This is a genomic window from Nonomuraea sp. NPDC001831 (assembly GCF_042892035.1).
GTDB lineage: Bacteria > Actinomycetota > Actinomycetes > Streptosporangiales > Streptosporangiaceae > Nonomuraea.
This window is the reverse complement of the sequence record NZ_JBIATU010000010.1, coordinates 125,425-141,435: the sequence shown is the minus strand read 5'-3', so window position 1 is coordinate 141,435 and position 16,011 is coordinate 125,425. Positions and strand designations below refer to the sequence as shown.

Annotated in this window: 14 protein-coding genes; 4 read left to right on the top strand and 10 right to left on the bottom strand. The window is 73.7% G+C overall.

Going from position 1 to position 16,011, the window contains the following annotated elements; genetic code table 11:
• Positions 1–152: 152 nt before the first annotated feature.
• Together ACFYYW_RS29880 and ACFYYW_RS29875 are read right to left on the bottom strand one after the other, a co-directional pair.
• Complete coding sequence (locus tag ACFYYW_RS29880; protein ID WP_387653815.1) at positions 153–1,136, bottom strand: virginiamycin B lyase; 984 nt, start codon at positions 1,134–1,136, stop codon at positions 153–155.
• A complete protein-coding gene (locus ACFYYW_RS29875; protein ID WP_387653328.1) occupies positions 1,133–2,821 on the bottom strand; it encodes an ABC-F family ATP-binding cassette domain-containing protein in 1,689 nt (562 codons plus the stop codon). The genes ACFYYW_RS29880 and ACFYYW_RS29875 overlap by 4 nt, the downstream gene beginning before the upstream one ends.
• Before the next feature lie 170 nt (positions 2,822–2,991).
• On the opposite strand from ACFYYW_RS29875, the gene ACFYYW_RS29870 reads away from it, so the two are divergent.
• Positions 2,992–3,528, top strand: coding sequence for a TetR/AcrR family transcriptional regulator (locus ACFYYW_RS29870; protein WP_352323502.1), 537 nt, complete (start codon positions 2,992–2,994; stop codon positions 3,526–3,528).
• Positions 3,529–3,687: 159 nt separating this feature from the next.
• On the opposite strand, the gene ACFYYW_RS29865 is transcribed toward ACFYYW_RS29870, so the two are convergent.
• Genes ACFYYW_RS29865 through ACFYYW_RS29830 form a run of 8 tightly spaced genes read right to left on the bottom strand, consistent with a single transcriptional unit; the run spans position 3,688 to position 11,163 of the window.
• Positions 3,688–3,837, bottom strand: coding sequence for a hypothetical protein (locus ACFYYW_RS29865; protein WP_352323501.1), 150 nt, complete (start codon positions 3,835–3,837; stop codon positions 3,688–3,690).
• 46 nt (positions 3,838–3,883) lie between these two features.
• Positions 3,884–5,557, bottom strand: coding sequence for a serine/threonine-protein kinase (locus ACFYYW_RS29860; RefSeq protein ID WP_387653325.1), 1,674 nt, complete (start codon positions 5,555–5,557; stop codon positions 3,884–3,886).
• A gap of 25 nt (positions 5,558–5,582) precedes the next feature.
• Entirely contained in the window at positions 5,583–6,533 is a 951-nt protein-coding gene (locus ACFYYW_RS29855) for a hypothetical protein (RefSeq protein WP_387653322.1), read from the bottom strand.
• A 54-nt stretch (positions 6,534–6,587) separates the two neighbouring features.
• Positions 6,588–7,286: an HAD family hydrolase gene (locus ACFYYW_RS29850; protein WP_387653320.1), complete on the bottom strand. Its 699-nt coding sequence runs from the start codon at positions 7,284–7,286 to the stop codon at positions 6,588–6,590.
• Complete coding sequence (locus tag ACFYYW_RS29845) at positions 7,279–8,349, bottom strand: ABC transporter ATP-binding protein (protein WP_387653317.1); 1,071 nt, start codon at positions 8,347–8,349, stop codon at positions 7,279–7,281. Before ACFYYW_RS29845 ends, ACFYYW_RS29850 begins: the two co-directional genes overlap by 8 nt.
• Positions 8,346–9,200, bottom strand: a complete 855-nt coding sequence (locus ACFYYW_RS29840; RefSeq protein ID WP_352323496.1) for an ABC transporter permease subunit — start codon at positions 9,198–9,200, stop codon at positions 8,346–8,348. Before ACFYYW_RS29840 ends, ACFYYW_RS29845 begins: the two co-directional genes overlap by 4 nt.
• The gene (locus ACFYYW_RS29835; protein WP_352323495.1) at positions 9,188–10,012 is read right to left on the bottom strand and encodes an ABC transporter permease subunit; all 825 of its coding nucleotides are present in this window, start codon (positions 10,010–10,012) and stop codon (positions 9,188–9,190) included. The genes ACFYYW_RS29840 and ACFYYW_RS29835 overlap by 13 nt, the downstream gene beginning before the upstream one ends.
• Positions 10,009–11,163 carry an ABC transporter substrate-binding protein gene (locus ACFYYW_RS29830; RefSeq protein WP_387653313.1) on the bottom strand — a complete coding sequence of 385 codons (1,155 nt, stop codon included), beginning with the start codon at positions 11,161–11,163 and terminating at the stop codon, positions 10,009–10,011. The genes ACFYYW_RS29835 and ACFYYW_RS29830 overlap by 4 nt, the downstream gene beginning before the upstream one ends.
• 112 nt (positions 11,164–11,275) lie before the next feature.
• Between ACFYYW_RS29830 and ACFYYW_RS29825 the strand changes: the two genes are divergently transcribed.
• From ACFYYW_RS29825 to ACFYYW_RS29815, 3 genes are all read left to right on the top strand, one after another.
• Positions 11,276–12,022 (top strand): GntR family transcriptional regulator, encoded by a 747-nt coding sequence (locus tag ACFYYW_RS29825; protein WP_352323493.1) that lies wholly within the window; start codon positions 11,276–11,278, stop codon positions 12,020–12,022.
• A 79-nt stretch (positions 12,023–12,101) separates the two neighbouring features.
• The gene (locus tag ACFYYW_RS29820; protein ID WP_352323492.1) at positions 12,102–12,368 is read left to right on the top strand and encodes a DUF6504 family protein; all 267 of its coding nucleotides are present in this window, start codon (positions 12,102–12,104) and stop codon (positions 12,366–12,368) included.
• Positions 12,368–16,009, top strand: coding sequence for a DNA polymerase III subunit alpha (locus ACFYYW_RS29815; RefSeq protein ID WP_387653310.1), 3,642 nt, complete (start codon positions 12,368–12,370; stop codon positions 16,007–16,009). The genes ACFYYW_RS29820 and ACFYYW_RS29815 overlap by 1 nt, the downstream gene beginning before the upstream one ends.
• Positions 16,010–16,011: the final 2 nt, after the last annotated feature.

The window sequence follows — 16,011 nt, the reverse complement described above, 5'->3', positions numbered from 1 at the left end:
CCCCCAGTCAACTCCGCCCCGGCCGCCCCCCGCCACCCCGCCCCCACCACACCGCCAGCAGGCCCCGGGGGCCGGCAGCCCCCGTCACGCTCACGGGCCCCCACCCCCGCAGCTCACCGGCTGGTGTAGCTGTCGCTGGTTGCGGGCGGCCGTCACTGGTCGGGTGTGGTTGAGGCGGGGAGGATGCGGGCCAGGGCGCCGGCTTCGAGGGCCACCCAGATCGCGCCGTCGGGCCCGACCGTCAGCCCGTGCGGCTCGCTGCCCCCGGCGGCGCCCGGCTCGCCCTGCCCAGCGGCCTCCGGCTCGTCCTGCCCGGCGGTCGCGGACGGCGGCACCGCGGACGGCGGCACCGCGGACGGCGGCAGCGGCACCGAGGGCAGCGGGTGCTCCTCGATCGCGCCGTCGACCGTGATGCGGCCGAGACGCCCGGCGGCCCACTCGGTGAACCAGAGCGCGCCGTCGGGACCGGCCACGATGGCGTGCGGACGGCAGGCCCGATCGGGCAGCGGGAACTCGGTGATCTTGCCGGCCGGATCGATCCGGCCCACCTGCCCCGCGCCGATCTCCACGAACCACACCGCCCCGTCGGGCCCGAGCGTGATGCCCACGGGGCCGGCCCCCTCGGTGGGCAGCGGATGCACGGTGACCTCCCCGGACATCGAGATCCGGCCGACGGCGTGACCCTGGTTGATCGAGAACCAGAGCGCGTCGTCGCCGCCCACCGTGATGAAGGCGGGCATGCCGCCCTCCACCGGCACGTCGAAGTCGGAGCGCGCGCCGTCGGCGCCGATGCGCCCGATGCGCCCGATGCGCCCGCTGCCCATCTGGGTGAACCACATCGCCCCGTCCGGCCCGGCGACGATCCCGTACGGCGAGTCGGCCGGGTACGCGGTGACCTGGCCGTCGCCGGTGATGCGGCAGACCCGGCCGCCCTTGCCCTCGGTGAACCACATCGCGCCGTCGTGGCCGGGCACGATCACGCCGGGCTGCCCGTCGGCCGGGTCAAGCTGGTGGATCACCGGTTCTTGCCCCGGCACCAGCCTGCCGACACGGCCCTGATGGACGAGCGTGAACCACAGCGCGCCGTCGGCGGCCGTGGCCACGCCGTAGGGCGAGCCTGCGGAAATCATGGTCAACATAGGTGTCCCCCTGTCAGTCGGATCTCGGTGCCCGTGAAACGGCGCCTCAGCGCCCGGTCGTGCGTGACCATGACCACCGCCCCCTGGTAGGCGGCGAGCGCGTGGTCGAGCTCGTCGGCCAGGACGGGCGACAGATGGTTGGTCGGCTCGTCGAGCAGCAGCAGGTCGTGCTCCCCGATGAGCAGCCTGGCCAGCGACAGCCGGCGCCGCTGGCCGACCGAGAGCTCGCCCACCCGCCGGTCGAGCGCGTGCGCGGGGAAGAGGCCGGTGTCCAGCAGGGCCGCGCGCCGCTCGTCGGCGTAGCCGTCGTGCCCGAACGCGGCGAGCACGGGCAGGCCGGGGTCGAGGTCGTCGTCCTGGGCGAGGTGGCCGGCCCGGCACTCGGCGCGCTCGGCCAGCACCTGCAGCAAGGTGGACTTGCCCGCCCCGTTGGGCCCGCTCACCAGCACCCGCTCGCCCGGCCGGACGGTCAGCGACTCGACGTGGAGCCGGTCGCCGACGTGCACGTCACGCAGCTCCACCAGAGGCGCGGGCGTGACCGGCCCGCCGCCCGCCGGATTGGCGCCCGTTGGATTGGCGCCCGCCGGACCACCGCCCGCCGGACCACCGCCCGTCGGATTGGCGCCCGCCGGGCCGCCGCCCGTCGGGCGGTTGGTCGTCGGAGCGGGAGCGCGGAAGGCGGCCCGGAAGCGGAGCGGGGCCGGCGGGCGGGGGACGGGATCCTCCTCCAGGCGGCGCAGCCGCTCGTGGGCGTTGCGCACGCGGGTGGCCACCGAGCTCTGGACGCGGCCCGCGTTGCGGTCGTAGGCCATCTTGTTGTTGTCCTTCATGGCCCGCCCGGCCGCCACGCGGTGGGCGGTGGTGGCGGCGTGCTCCCGCACCTGCCGGACCTCCTCGCACCAGGCCGCGTACGCCTGCTCCCACCGCGCCCGCGCCGCCGCCTTGGCGGCCAGGTAGCCGCTGTACCCGCCACCGAACCGGGTGACGGCCCCCTCCTCGACCTCCAGGACGGCGGTGGCCACCCGGTCGAGGAAGACCCGGTCGTGGGAGACCACGACCACCGGCCCCCGGTGACCGCGCAGCCGCTCTTCGAGCCAGGTCAACGCCGGCTCGTCGAGGTGGTTGGTCGGCTCGTCGAGCAGCAGCGTGGCGGGGTCGGCGGCCAGCACACAGGCCAGGCCCAGCCGGGCGCGCTCGCCGCCCGACAGGCTCGACAGCACCCGGTCGCGGGCGACGTGCGCCAGGCCGAGGCCGTGGAGGGCCTTGTCGACGCGCGCGTCGGCCGCGTAGCCGCCGCGGGCCTCGTAGGCGGTCAGCAGCTCGCCGTATTCGCCCATGACGTCGTCGGTGAGCGCCGACTCCAGCTCGCGCAGCCTTCGCTCCATGGCCCGCAGGCCGGCCAGCGCGTGGTCGACCGCCTGCTGGACGGTGTGACCGGGCGGCAGACCGAGCGTCTGGCCGAGGTGACCGACATCGCAGACATCGCCGGTGACGCCGATGCCGCCGGCGGTCACGCCGCCGGTGGCCTCGCCCGGGACGCCGCCGGTGACGGTGATCTCGCCGTCGTCGGGCTGTTCGACGCCCGCCAGCAGGCGGAGCAGGGTGGACTTGCCGGAGCCGTTCTCGCCGACGACGGCCAAGCGCTCGCCGGGACCCACGGACAGGGACACATCGGTGAGCACGACGCGGTCGCCGTACGACTTGCTGAGCCTTCGAACGTTGATCAGGATGGAACTCCAATCGCAACTGTTGTAGCGTTAGTCTGACACAAGCGAAGCCGCAAACGCAACTGGAGTAGTTTTTGGAAACTGGCAGACGTCCGGGAGGGCGCAGCGCGCGAGTTCGCGACGCCGTGCGCCAGGCGACCCTGGCCGAGCTGGCGGCCCATGGATTCCGCGGCCTGACGGTCGAGAACGTGGCCGAGCGGTCAGGCGTGCACAAGACCACCGTCTACCGGCGGTGGGGCAATGTGGAGGGCCTCATCTCCGACGCCCTGGAGCTGGCCAGGGACGAGCCGTGGCCGATCCCCGACACCGGCAGCGTCGAGGGCGACCTGCGGGCGGTCGTCCAGCTCGTGCGCGGCGGGTTCGCCGACCCGGAGCTGGGGCCGGTGTCGTCGGCGTTCGTGGCGGCGGCCGTCCAGAGCCCGGAGGCGGCGCGGGCCCTGCACGAGTTCTTCGCCGCCCGGCACGACCAGTCGGCCGAGGTGGTGCGGCGCGCGATCGCCCGCGGCGAGCTGCCGGACGTCGTCGACGTCCGGGAGGTGATCAGGGTGGCCGTCGCCCCGGTCTACTACCGGCTGTTCGTCGCGCACGAGCCGGTGAGCGAGCGGGACGCCGACCGCGCCGCCGACGCCGCCCTGGCCGCCGCCCGCGCCGGAATCCTCTGAGCCCCCCGATCAGAACAACGCTCGGAAAAGGCACCCGACCGACGGAAGCGCCCGCGAAGAGACAGCCGCGAAGGGACGCTCGCGGAAGCGGCCGCGGGAAGCAGCCGATGCGAGCGACCGACGGGGGCGGCCGCCTGGAAGGGGCGGCCGCAGGGCTGGTCAGGGGCGCCGGGTGCGGAACCGGTCGAGGAAACGCCGGGCCTTCTCCTGGTTCTGCGGGTCTCGGGCCATGCGCTTGGCCTTCTCGACGGTCTGCCTGCCTTCAGGGCTGCGCAGGTACGCGCGCACCCGGTCCATGAGCTTCGCCATGCACATCCCCTACCCCGATGACCGCCGGGAACGCGGGCCCGCCGGTCTAGGGCTCCTTCTGCCCCCGCAGCTCGAAGTCGTCGAACGTCATCTTCAGCAGCGACTGGGTGTCCTTGGGCGTACGCGCGAACAGCCCGACGTACCCGTTGCCGAGCCCGTTGGGGTCGTCGGCCTGCTGCACCCGCTTGTCGTTCACCCACATCGTCAGCCGCACCCCGGCGCCGCGCTGCTCGCACGAGGCCACGATGCGCATCCGGCCCTCCGGCTTGGCCACCTTGGCGGGCTGGGTCAGCGTGCCGCCCGCGCCGTCGTACACGCGGCGGATCCGCGCGTTCCCCTCGGTGTCGAGGCCGAACTCGTAGTAGGTGTCGTCGTCGTCGGAGTTGTGGCAGTACAGGCCGTACTCGCCGTTGCCCGCGTACTCCCCGACCTCGGCGGTGACGCCGACGACCACCGACGACGGCAACATCGGCGTGGGCGTGGCCGAGGGGTCGGGGGTGGTCGTGGGCGTGGCGACGAGGAAGGGGATGGGGGCCTTGGCCCGCTGTTCCTCGCGGCCGTCCTCCACGTCGAGCCCGTACGTGCCGTCCGCGCGGTAGCCCTTGCTGCCCGTGGCGTCGGGGTCGTACGTGCCCGGCCAGCCACCGGAGGTCTGCGTGAAGTCCTCCCGGTACAGGACGCCCAGGTCGTCGGGCGGCCCGCCCGGGGTGAGCACCGCCCACGCCGTCGCCGCGCCGGCCACCAGCACCGCCGCGGCGGCCGCGCCGATCCCGATCAGCCTGCCGCGCCGCTTCGCCGCCGTGCCGGCCGCTGTGTTGGCCGCTGTGCCAGCCGTGGTGTTGGCCGCCGTGGGCGCGACGTCGGTGAACGGCGTGGTGGCGTGCTGCCAGGCCACCTGCACGGTGTGCGCCGCCTGCTCGGGCGCCGCCGAGCGGCCCACGAGGTGGTCGAGGAGCTGCTGAGCGGTGGGCCGCGCGGCCGGGTCCTTGCGCAGCGCGGCCCCGACCAGCTCGCGCAGGCCGGGATCGACGTCGTCGAGGCGGGGCTCGGCGTTGAGCACCTGGTAGACGATGGAGGGCAGCGTGTCGCCGCCGAACGGCGCCCGCCCGCTCGCCGCGAACGCGATCAGGCAGCCCCACGAGAACACGTCGCAGGCGGGCGAGACCGGCTCGCCGCGCAGCACCTCGGGGGCCATGTACCGGGGCGTGCCGACCAGCTCGCCGGTGCCGGTGACGCCGCCCAGCGTGTCGAGCGCCCGCGCGATGCCGAAGTCGATCACGCGCGGCCCGACGGGGGACAGCAGCACGTTCGACGGCTTGAGGTCGCGGTGGACCACCGCGGCGCCGTGGATGGCGGTGAGAGCGGTGGCCACGCTGACCGCCAGCGCGTCGAGGCTGGACCCGCGCAGCGGCCCCGACCGGCGGACGGCCTCCTCCAGGTTGGGGCCGGGCACGTACTCGGTGACCACGTAGAGCAGGTCGCCGTCGAGCGCGGCCTCGAGCACCGCGGCGGTGCAGAACCTGCGGACGCGGCGAGCGGCGTCGGCCTCCCGGCGGAAGCGCATCCGGAACTGCTCGTGCTGACTGAGCTCCGGATTGATCACCTTGATGGCGACCTGCTGCCCGGCGGGATCCTCGGCGAGGTGGACCGTGCCCATGCCACCCCGTCCGAGCACGCTCAGCAGCCGGTAGCGCCCGATCTGGGATATTTCACCGCTCACGGCGGCCCAGCTTACCGATTGGCGGCTATCGCCCGCAGGACGCGCACGCGACGCGCGTACGCCGCGCGTACGACCAGGCCGCCACGGCCATCCCGGCGCCCCACACCACGTACCCGGGCACGGCCACCCAGAAGAACGCCTCGGGCAGATCGCCGCCGGAGAACGGCACGCCCCCGCTGAGCCGTTCGGCGGCCATCTGCCCGAGCGCCACCCCGAAGTAGGCCAGCAGCCCGCCGGACACCCCCACCCCGGGCCACAACACCAGCCGGCGCGGCACCGGACGCCCGGCCAGCCACGGCACCCATCCCGGCCACACCCGCCCGAACCGGTGGACGAGCGCCAGCGGCAGCAACGTCCCGGCGAGCAGGAACTCGATCTCGAACGCCACCGCCCCGGCCCGGTACGGCACGACGTCGAACCCGACGGCCGCCTGCGCCGCGATCCGCGCCAGGCAGCCGGCCACGGAGACGTAGGCCGCGGCGAAGGCCCACCCCGGCGTACGCGCGAGCACCCGGGACGAACGCCGCCCGCACGCCGCGCAGGCCCCCGTGGCCCGCCGCCGGTAGGCCGCGGCGGACCGCCAGAGCAGCACCCCCGAGCCCACGCAGGCCGCCTTGCTGAGCGCCCCCGCCCACGAGAACGGCATGCCCAGCCCCGGGACGACCGCGGACACCACGTCGAGCAGCAGCAGCGCCCCCGACACGATGAGCGCGCCGCCCACCGCCCACGCCAGCGCCGGTGGCGCCCATCCCAGCGGGCCGTCCGGGCGCGCGGCCATCAGGACGACCAGTGCCGCCGCGGCCGCCGCGCACAGGCCCACCGCGGCCCAGCCGGTGAACACGATCAGGTCCGACCCGATCGGCGACATCCGCTCGGGCATGTGGCCGAGCTCCCAGTAGACGCGCAGGCCGCCGTAGAGGACGACCAGCGCGAGCGCGACGGCGGGCGTCCTGACAATTTTCACGTGCGGGCTCATGCACGAGATCCTGCCGACGCCCGCGGGCCCGTCCCTCCCCTGCGGGAGGCGGGCTCATCCCCCGTGCGGGGGAGCGCCGCGCAGCCCGGCCCGCACCCGGGCCAGCCCGTGTGCGGGGTCCACCACCAGCACGCGGCAGCCCGCGGCGGTGGCCGCGGCCACGCCCGCCGGGCTGTCCTCGACGGCCACGCACCGCGCCGGGGCCACCCGCAGCCTGCGGGCCGCCTCCAGGTACGGGTCCGGGTGCGGCTTGCCCCGGACGGTGTCCTCGTCGGCGATCACCAGGTCGAACGCGTGCCCGAGCCGGGGCAGCACGAGCTCCGCGATGCTGCGGGGGGAGGCGGTCACCAGAGCGGTCGGGACGCCCGCCGCGGCCAGCTCGGCCAGCAGCTCCGGCGCCCCCGGCACGACCGTCAGCCCGGTCCTGACCCGCTCGGCGAACGCCTCGGTGAGCGCGCCCGCCACCCCTTCCGCGCTCGTCCCGCCGCTCGCTCCACTGACCCCGTCCACCAGGTACGCGGCCGTGTCGCCCACCGTGCGGCCCGTCACGTGCGGCGCGTCGGCGGCCGTCAGCGCCCGGCCCAGCGACCGGGCCACCGACGCCGCGGCCTGCCACCAGAGCCCTTCGGTGTCCACCAGCGTGCCGTCCATGTCGAACAGAACCGCGTCCGGCGTGCCGTCCGCACAGGACAGGGCCGCGTCCGGCGTGCCGTCCGCAGAGGACAGGGCCGCGTCGGCGGGCCTGTCAGGCATCGGCCGACAACACCGGCGCGGGCGTCGTCACCGTACGGGCGGCCACCAGCACCGGACGCTCCACCAGCCGGACCGTGACGCGGGCCCCCGCCCCCATCCGGGCCGCCTCGTGCCCGGGCACGTCGGCCAGCACCTCGCCGCCCTCCAGCGACAGCCGCAGCCGCACCGAGGCGCCCCGGAAGGACGCGGCCAGCACCTCGGCGCCGCCGTCCGGGTCGGGCGTGACCCGGACGGCCTCGGGCCGGATCAGCACGTCCACGTCGGGCTCGGCGGGCGCCGGGCCGTCCACGGGGAGGAGCTGGCCGAGCACGGTGACGCCGTCCCCGGACAGCCGCCCGGCCAGGTGGTTCATGGCCCCGACGAACTCGGCGACGAACGGCGTGGCCGGCCGGTCGTAGACCTCGGCGGGCGGCCCGCACTGCTCCAGCCGTCCCTCACGCAGCACCGCGACCCGGTCGGCGATCGACAGGGCCTCCTCCTGGTCGTGGGTGACGAAGACGGTGGTGATGCCGAGGTCGAGCTGCAAGCGGCGGATCTCCTCGCGCAACGTCACCCGCACCTTGGCGTCGAGCGCCGACAGCGGCTCGTCCAGCAGCAGCACGCGCGGCTCCAGCGCGAGCGCGCGGGCCAGGGCGACGCGCTGCTGCTGGCCGCCGGAGAGCTGGTGCGGGAAACGGTCGGCGTGGGTGGGGAGGCCGACGAGTTCGAGCAGCTCGGCGGCCCTGGCGTGCCGGACGGCCGCGGGCGCCTTGCGGACGCGCAGGCCGAAGGCCACGTTGTCGCGGGCGTTGAGGTTGGGGAAGAGCGAGTAGGACTGGAAGACCATCCCGGCGTCGCGCTTGTTGGCGGGCACGTTCGTGATGTCCTTGCCGTCCAGCAGCACCGCGCCGGAGTCGGGCCGCTCGAACCCGGCCACGCAGCGCAGCGCCGTCGTCTTGCCGCAGCCCGACGGCCCCAGCAGGGCGACGAACTCGCCGGGGGCGATGGTCAGGTCGAACCCGTCGAGCGCGACCGTCCTGCCGAACACCCGGCGCAGCCCGCGGAACTCCACCGCAGCGGTCATGATTTCTTCCTTCCACTGAAGACGGTGGAGACGGCGAGCAGCAACGCCCAGATGAGCAGCAGGCTGAGGATCGAGACCGCGACGGACAGCTGCCCCTTGGAGCCGGAGACGGTCACGATCCAGACCGCGAACGGCTCGTAGCCGAGCAGGCTGGCCACCGTGTACTCGCCCAGCACCAGCGCGAGCGTCAGGAACGACGCGCTGGCCAGGGCCGAGCGCAGGTTCGGCACCACGACCCGCAGCAGCACGTGCGGCCAGGACGCGCCCAGGTTCCGGGCGGCCTCGACCAGCGTGCGCACGTCCATGGTGCGCAGCCCGGCGTCCAGCGAGCGGTAGACGAACGGCAGCACCAGCACGACGTACGCGAGCACGAGCACGACGGGGAACCCCGGGTCCTGGATCGCGATCAGCGTGCCCCAGAACGGCGTCGGCGCCAGGATGTCGGCCCCGTCACGCAACGAGGTCGTCAGCCCGGCCACGAACGTGATCGGCGGCACCACCAGCGGCAGCGTGCACAGCACCTCCATCACCGGCCGCAGCCGCGGCGCGAACAGCCGTACGGCCAGCATCGCCGGCAGCGCCAGCAGCAGGACCAGCACGATCGTCGCGGCGGCCAGCGACAGCGACAGCAGCAGTGAGCGCGCGAAGCCCTCGGCCGTCAGCAGCTCGCCGTAGGCGGAGAACGACACCCCGGTGGCCGGGTTGTGCACCGTGTACCAGAGCGAGGCGCCGAGCGGGATCAGGAAGTAGGCCGCGGCCAGGGCGAACACCAGGCCGCGCCACCAGCGGGGCCGGGCGGGCGCCTTCGCCGCCGCCGCGGCGACGGGCTCCAGCCCGGTCAGCGCAGCCATCGGGAGCTCCTCCTCTGCAGCGGCAGGTAGATCGCCATCACCAGCCCGGCCACCACGATCATGTCCAGGCTGAGCGCCAGCGCGATGTTCTCGTAGCCGACCAGCACGTCACCGGTCAGCGCGCTGGCGATCTTCAGGGTGACCAGCGGCACGACGGTGCCCACCATGGCGTTGGCGGTCGCGTACGCCGAGAACGCCGACCCGAACAGCAGCACCACCCCGCCCAGCATCGCGGGCGCGAGCACCGGCAGCGCGACGAGACGCCAGTAGTGCCAGGCGGTCGCGCCGCTGTTGGCGGCGGCCTCGCGCCACTGGGGCCTCAGCCCGTCCAGCGCGGGCGCCATGACCAGCACCATCAGCGGGATCGCGAAGTACAGGTAGACGATCACCAGCCCCCAGAACGTGTACAACGACCCCGAGGGCAGCCCCACCAGGCCGCTGATCACGCCCGAGTTGCCCAGCGTGGCGATCCAGAAGAACGCCAGCGGCACCCCGCCGAAGTTGGCCAGCACGCCCGAGGCGGTCAGCACGGCCTCGCGCAGCAGCGTGAAGCGCGAGGTCACCACGGCGTAGGCGAGGAACGTGCCGAGGACGGCCCCGGCCAGCGCCACCACGGCCGACAGCTTGACGCTCCCGGCCATGGCGACCAGGTAGCCGCCCTGGAGGCTCTGCGCGAGGTTGGCCAGGCTCGGCCGTCCCTGGACGGTGAAGGCCCCCGCGACCAGCGCGACCGCCGGGACCCCGAAGACGAGGGCGAAGAAGGCCAGCAGGGGCAGGGCGCCGGCCCAGCCCCTGGAACGCGGGCGGGTCATCCCGAGATCGCGGCGTCCCAGCCGCTGGCCAGCTTGGCCTTGGCCGCGTCGACCTGCTCGGGCGTGGGGAACTCGGGCGTGCCCTCGACCTGGGGCAGCTTCGCGGCCAGCGCCTTGTCCACCGTGCCGTCGGAGGTCATGGACGGCAGCAGCACCGGACGGGCGAAGCCCTTGAGGTAGAGGTTCTGGCCCTCGGCGCTGTAGAGGTACTCCTGCCACAGCCTGGCCGCCGCCGGGTGCGGGGCGTCCTTGTTGATCGCCTGGGCGTACATCTGGAAGTACTTGCCGTCGGTCGGCACGTTCACCTTCCAGTCGAGGCCCTTGGCGGCCATCTGGGGGGCGTAGGCGGCGTTGTTGTAGTCCCAGTCGATGCTGATCTGGGTCTCGCCCTTCTCGATGGTCGCCGGGGTCGTCTCGACCGGGTTGTAGTTGCCGGCGTCCTTGAGCTTCTTGAAGAAGTCGATGCCGGGCTGGATGTCGTCGAAGGAGCCGCCGCTGGCGATCGCGGCGGCGTACACGCCGGCGAAGGCCGAGCCGGACTTGGTGGGGTTGCCGTTCATCGCGACCTTGCCCTTGTACTCGGGCTTGAGCAGGTCGGCGTAGCTGGTCGGGCAGTTGGCGATCTTCTTGGCGTCGCAGCCGATCGAGACGTAGCCGCCGTAGTCGTTGGTCCAGAGCCCGGTCGGCTCCTTCTGACCCTCGGGGATCTTGTCGAACGACTGCACCTTGTACGGCGCGAACAGCCCTTCCTTGGCGCCGCTGATCGCGAACGACTGGCCGAGGTCGAGCACGTCGGGCGCGCGGTCCTGGCCCTTGCGGGTCTTGACGGCGTTGATCTCGTCCGCGCTGGCCGCGTCGGGCGTCTCGCTCTCGATCTTGATGCCGTACTTGGCCTCGAACGACTTGATGATCTCGCCGTAGTTGGCCCAGTCGGGCGGCAGTGCGATGACGTGGAGGTTGCCCTCCTTCTTGGCGGCCTCGACGAGCTTGTCGAAGCCGCCGAAGTCGGCGGCGGAGGCGGCGGTCGCCGCGTTCGTCCCGCCTTCGGCCGTCTTGGTGGTCTGCTGGCTGCTCGGGGCGGCGCCACACGCCGCGGTGACAACGGTAAGGGCCGCGATGACGCCGGCCGCACGGGCGCGAGGTGTGAACACGTCGCCTCCACTCTCCGGGGGGTGTGGAAAGAACTTAGGGGAACTTGTACAAACAAGCGAGCACCAGTAAGTCGCATAAACATTGCTCTTTCGTGAATGGAGAAGGTCGCGAATGGTTGCGCGCTATGAACGGATAGCCGCTGAGCTGCGTGATGACATCCTGGCGGGCGCGTACCCGGTCGGCTCCCAGCTTCCGAGCGAGGCCGAGCTGGCCACCCGGCACCGGGCGGCGCGCGGGACCGTGCGGCAGGCGGTGGCCGTGCTGGTCGCCGAGGGGCTGGTGGGATCGAGGCAGGGCGCCAGGCGCATCGTGCTCGGCAACGCGCGCAGCCAGAGCTTCGCCGAGCTGCACAGCTTCGCCCAGTGGGCCAGGGCCAACGGCTACCGCATCGGCGGCCAGGTGATCTCCCAGCGCCGCCGGGCCGCCACCGCGCCCGAGTCGGCCAGGTTCGGCGGGGACGAGGTGCTGGAGGTGCTGCGCCTGCGCTCGCTGGAGGGCGAGCCGGTCCTGGTCGAGCGGACCGTCTATGCCGAGTGGGTGGCTCCCGCCGTCGAGGCGCTGGCCGCCGACTGCGCGTCCGTCACCGAGGCCCTGTACGAGTCCGTCGGCCTGATCTTCGCCTACGGCGAGCACCTCATCGACGCCGTGCCCGCCGGCGCCGGGGACGCCCGGCTGCTGGGCGTGCGGCGCGGCAGCCCGCTCCTGCGCCAGCGCCGCGTCACCACCACGCACGAGGGCCGCCCGGTGGAGTCCTCCGACGACCGCTACCGGGCGGGCAGCGTCACCTTCAGCATCCGCAACTCGATCGGCGCCAACCCCCTGACGCGGCGGGCGGGCGACTTGCGCTTCGGGCCGTAAGAACATATGTTCGATACATAAGCGCCCGTCTTCCCCCGGGTGGCTCAGCAAAGGAACCAGAGCCGCGGGGAGAAGCGTCTTGAGCAGACTCTATGGCGATCCGATAGAGGTGTGGACCAGAGACGGCGAGCCGACCCAGTTCGTCTGGCGCGACCGGCTCTACCTCGTCCGCAACGTGCTCGACCACTGGGTCGTGGCGCGCGAGTGGTGGAAGACCGGCGAGGGCGACCCCGGCGAGCGCCGCTTCTGGCGGGTGGAGGCGAGCCCGGGGCGCGAGGTCGGCTCGTACGAGCTGCGCTACGACACCGCCGGCGACGGCTGGCTGCTGCTGCGGGCGTGGGACTGATGGCGCCCCCGTTCCCGCACCTCGACGTGGCCTCGGCCTACTCCATGAGGTACGGCACCGCCTTCCCGCACGCCCTGGTGGAACGGGCCGCAGAACACGGCATGGACATCCTCGCGCTGACCGACCGCGACGGGCTCTACGGCGCGGTCAAGCACGTCCAGGCGTGCGCCGACGCCGGGATCGCCCCCGTGGTCGGCGTGAACCTGGCGCTCGACGTCCCGGCCGTCCCGGCGGCGCCCGGCATGCGCGCGCCGCGGCCCAGGACCGGGCCGGACGCCGAGGACCGGATCACCGTGCTCGCGCGCTCCGGCGGCTGGTCGCGGCTGTGCCGCCTGGTCACCGCCGCGCACGCCGCCGGTGAGCGCGGCGCGCCCAAGGTGACCCGCGAGCTGGTCGGCGCCTGGGCCGGCCCGGCGGGCGGCGACCACGGGTTCGGCGCCGAGGACGGGCTCGTGGTGCTGCTCGGGCCGCGCTCCGACGTCGGCCGCGCGATCGCCGAACGCCGCGACGAGCAGGCCAGGACGCTGCTCGGCCGGTGGCGCGCCGCCGTCCCCGGCGTGGTGATCGAACTGGTCGACCAGTACGGCTTCCGCGACGCCACCACGGCCGTCCGCATGCTCGGCCTGGCCGAGTCCGCCGGCGTGCCGGCCGTGCTGACCAACGCCGCCCGCTACCTCGACCCGGCCGACCACCAGGTCGGCGACGTGCTCGACGCGGCCCGCCGGCTCGTCCCGCTGCACCCGCGGCACCTGGAGAGCACCACCTCGCACGCCTACCTCAAGAGCACCAAGGAGATGTGGCAGGTGGCGGCCAAGGTCTGCGGCGCCGACCGGGAGCGGGTGGCCCGGCTGCTGTTCACCACCAGGCGCCTGGCCGAGGCGTGCTCGATGGACCCGCTGCGGCTGCTCGCGCTCAGGAACGACCCGCCCGACCTCAACCTGCCCGAGGTCGGCCGCGACCCGGTGCCGCTGCTGCGCAACCGCGTCGAGGACGGCCTGGTCAGGCGCGGCCTCGACCGTTCGGGGGAGGCCAGGGAACGCCTGCGGGCCGAGCTGGACGTCATCGAGCGCAAGCGCCTGTCGGGGTACTTCATCGCCGTGGCCGGCATCACCGACATGATCCGCGGCATGGACATCCGCTGCGCCATCCGCGGCTCGGGCGCCGGCAGCCTGGTCAACTACCTCATCGGCATCGGCGAGGTGAACCCGCTCGAACACGGCCTGCTCATGGAGCGTTTCCTGTCGGAGGGCCGCGTCGGCCTGCCCGACATCGACGTGGACGTGGAGTCGGCCCGCCGGCTCGACTGCTACAAGGCCATCTTCGAACGCTACGGCGAGGCCCGCGTGGCCTGCGTGTCCATGATGGAGACCTACCGCGCGCGCAGCGCCATCAGGGACGTCGCCGGCGCGATGGGCCTGCCGCCGCACGAGATCGACGCCATCGCCAAGGCGTTCCCGCACATCAGGGCCAGGCAGATCACCGCGTCCCTGGCCGACCTGCCCGAACTGCGCGAGAGCCGGCTCGGCGAGGCCGGGCTCGACCGGGTGTTCCGGCTGGCCGAGAAGCTCGACGGCCTGCCCAGGCACATCGCGCTGCACCCGTGCGGCGTGCTGGTCGGCAACTCGGGCCTGCGCGACAGGACGCCGGTGGAACGCAGCCTGCTGGAGTTCCCGATGTCCCAGTTCGACAAGGACGACGTGGAGGAGGCCGGCCTGCTCAAGCTGGACGTGCTGGGCGTGCGGATGCAGTCGGCCATGGCGTACACGCTGAGCGAGATCAAACGCGTGGACGACATCGAGGTCAGGCTGGACGAGCAGGCCGGCGACGACCCCGGCGTCGAGTACGTCCCGCACGACGACCAGGAGACCTACGACATGATCTGCGCCAGCCGCACGCTCGGCTGCTTCCAGATCGAGTCGCCGGGTCAGCGGGAGCTGGTGGCCAAGCTGGAGCCGCGCCGGATGCACGACCTGATCGTGGACATCTCCCTGTTCCGGCCGGGGCCGGTCAACTCCGACATGGTCACCCCCTACCTGGAGGCCAGGCACGGATGGCGGCAGCCGTACTACCCGCACGCCCGGCTGCGCGAGGCGCTGAAGGAGACGCACGGCGTGGTCGTCTTCCACGAACAGGTGCTGAAGATCATCTCGGTGATGACGGGACGCGACCTGTCCTTCGCCGAGACCCTGCGGCGCACCCTCGGCACGCCGGAGGGCCGGGAGCGGGTGCGCAAGGCGTTCGTGCCGCTGGCCAGGGCCAACGGGTTCGGCGACGCGGCGGTGGAGCGGGCCTGGAAGGTGCTCGACGCGTTCGGCGCCTTCGGGTTCTGCAAGGCGCACGCGGCGGCGTTCGCGCTGCCCACCTACCAGTCGGCCTGGCTCAAGCGGCACCACGCGGCGGCGTTCTTCGCCGGGGTGCTCACCCACGAGCCCGGCATGTACCCGCCGCGCGTCATCATCGACGAGGCCCGGCAGTGCGGGGTCGAGATCCTGCCGCTCGACGTCAACGGGTCCGGCAAGGACTGGCGGGTGGAACGGCTCGGCCCGCGCCCGCCGCTGCGGCTCCGGGTGAGCCCGTCGGAGCTGGGGGAGGAGCGGCGTCCGGTACGGCAGGAGTTCAGGATCGGGGAGATCGGCCGCGGTTACGCGCTGCGGGTGCCGTTCTCGGCGATCAAGGGGGTGAGCGAGGCCGAGGTCGAACGCATGGTGGCCGGGCAGCCGTACACGTCGCTGGCCGACTTCTGGGACCGGGCCAGGCCCTCGCGGCCGACCATCGAGCGCATCGTCCAGGTCGGCGGCCTCGACGCGCTGCACGGCCTGCGTCCCGGCGGCCCCCGCTGGCGTCCGGGCGAGCTGACCAGGCGCGACCTGATCGCCCAGGTGGGGGCGCTGGAGCGGGCGTCGTCGATCGGCGTGCGCTCGGCCGCGCCCCGGTCCAGGCGCTACACCGCGGCGCCGCCGCGCCCCCGGGCCGAGCCGCCGTCCACGCAGCTGCCGCTCGGCTTCGGCGAGCACCTGCCGCCGGGCGAGCTGCCCGAGATGACGGAGACGGAGATGGTCGAGGCCGAGCTGGAGATCCTCGGCATCGACGTCAGCCGGCACGTCATCAGCTTCCACGACGAGCTGCTCGACGCGCTCGGGGTGGTGCGCTCCAAGGACCTGCTCGCCCAGCGCAACGGCGCGGAGGTGCTGGTCGCGGGGGTGAAGGTGGCCACCCAGACGCCCGCCGTGCGCTCGGGGCAGCGGGTCATCTTCACCACCCTCGACGACTCGACGGGGCCGGTCGACCTGACCTTCTTCGAGTCGGTGCAGGGCAGGTGCGCGGCGACGGTGTTCGGCTCGTGGCTCATGCTGGCCAGGGGAGTGGTCCGCCGTACGGGGGCCCGCGCGGTCTCCATGCGCGCCGTCGACTGCTGGAACCTGACCGACCTGGACGCGCTGTGGCGGGCGGAGGGCGTGGAGGCCGTCCGCGCCCTGCTCGACCGGGCCCCGGAAGAGCGGCCCGGCGTCGGCGGACGCAGGATCGAGTACGCCAACGGCTTCCGGCTCTCGCCCTACTCCGACCTCGGCCCCGCCATCGCCGCCCCGCCCCGGCAGCTCTGGCACGCCAGCCCCGGCAGCTCCGGCCCGACGGCGGCCTGACC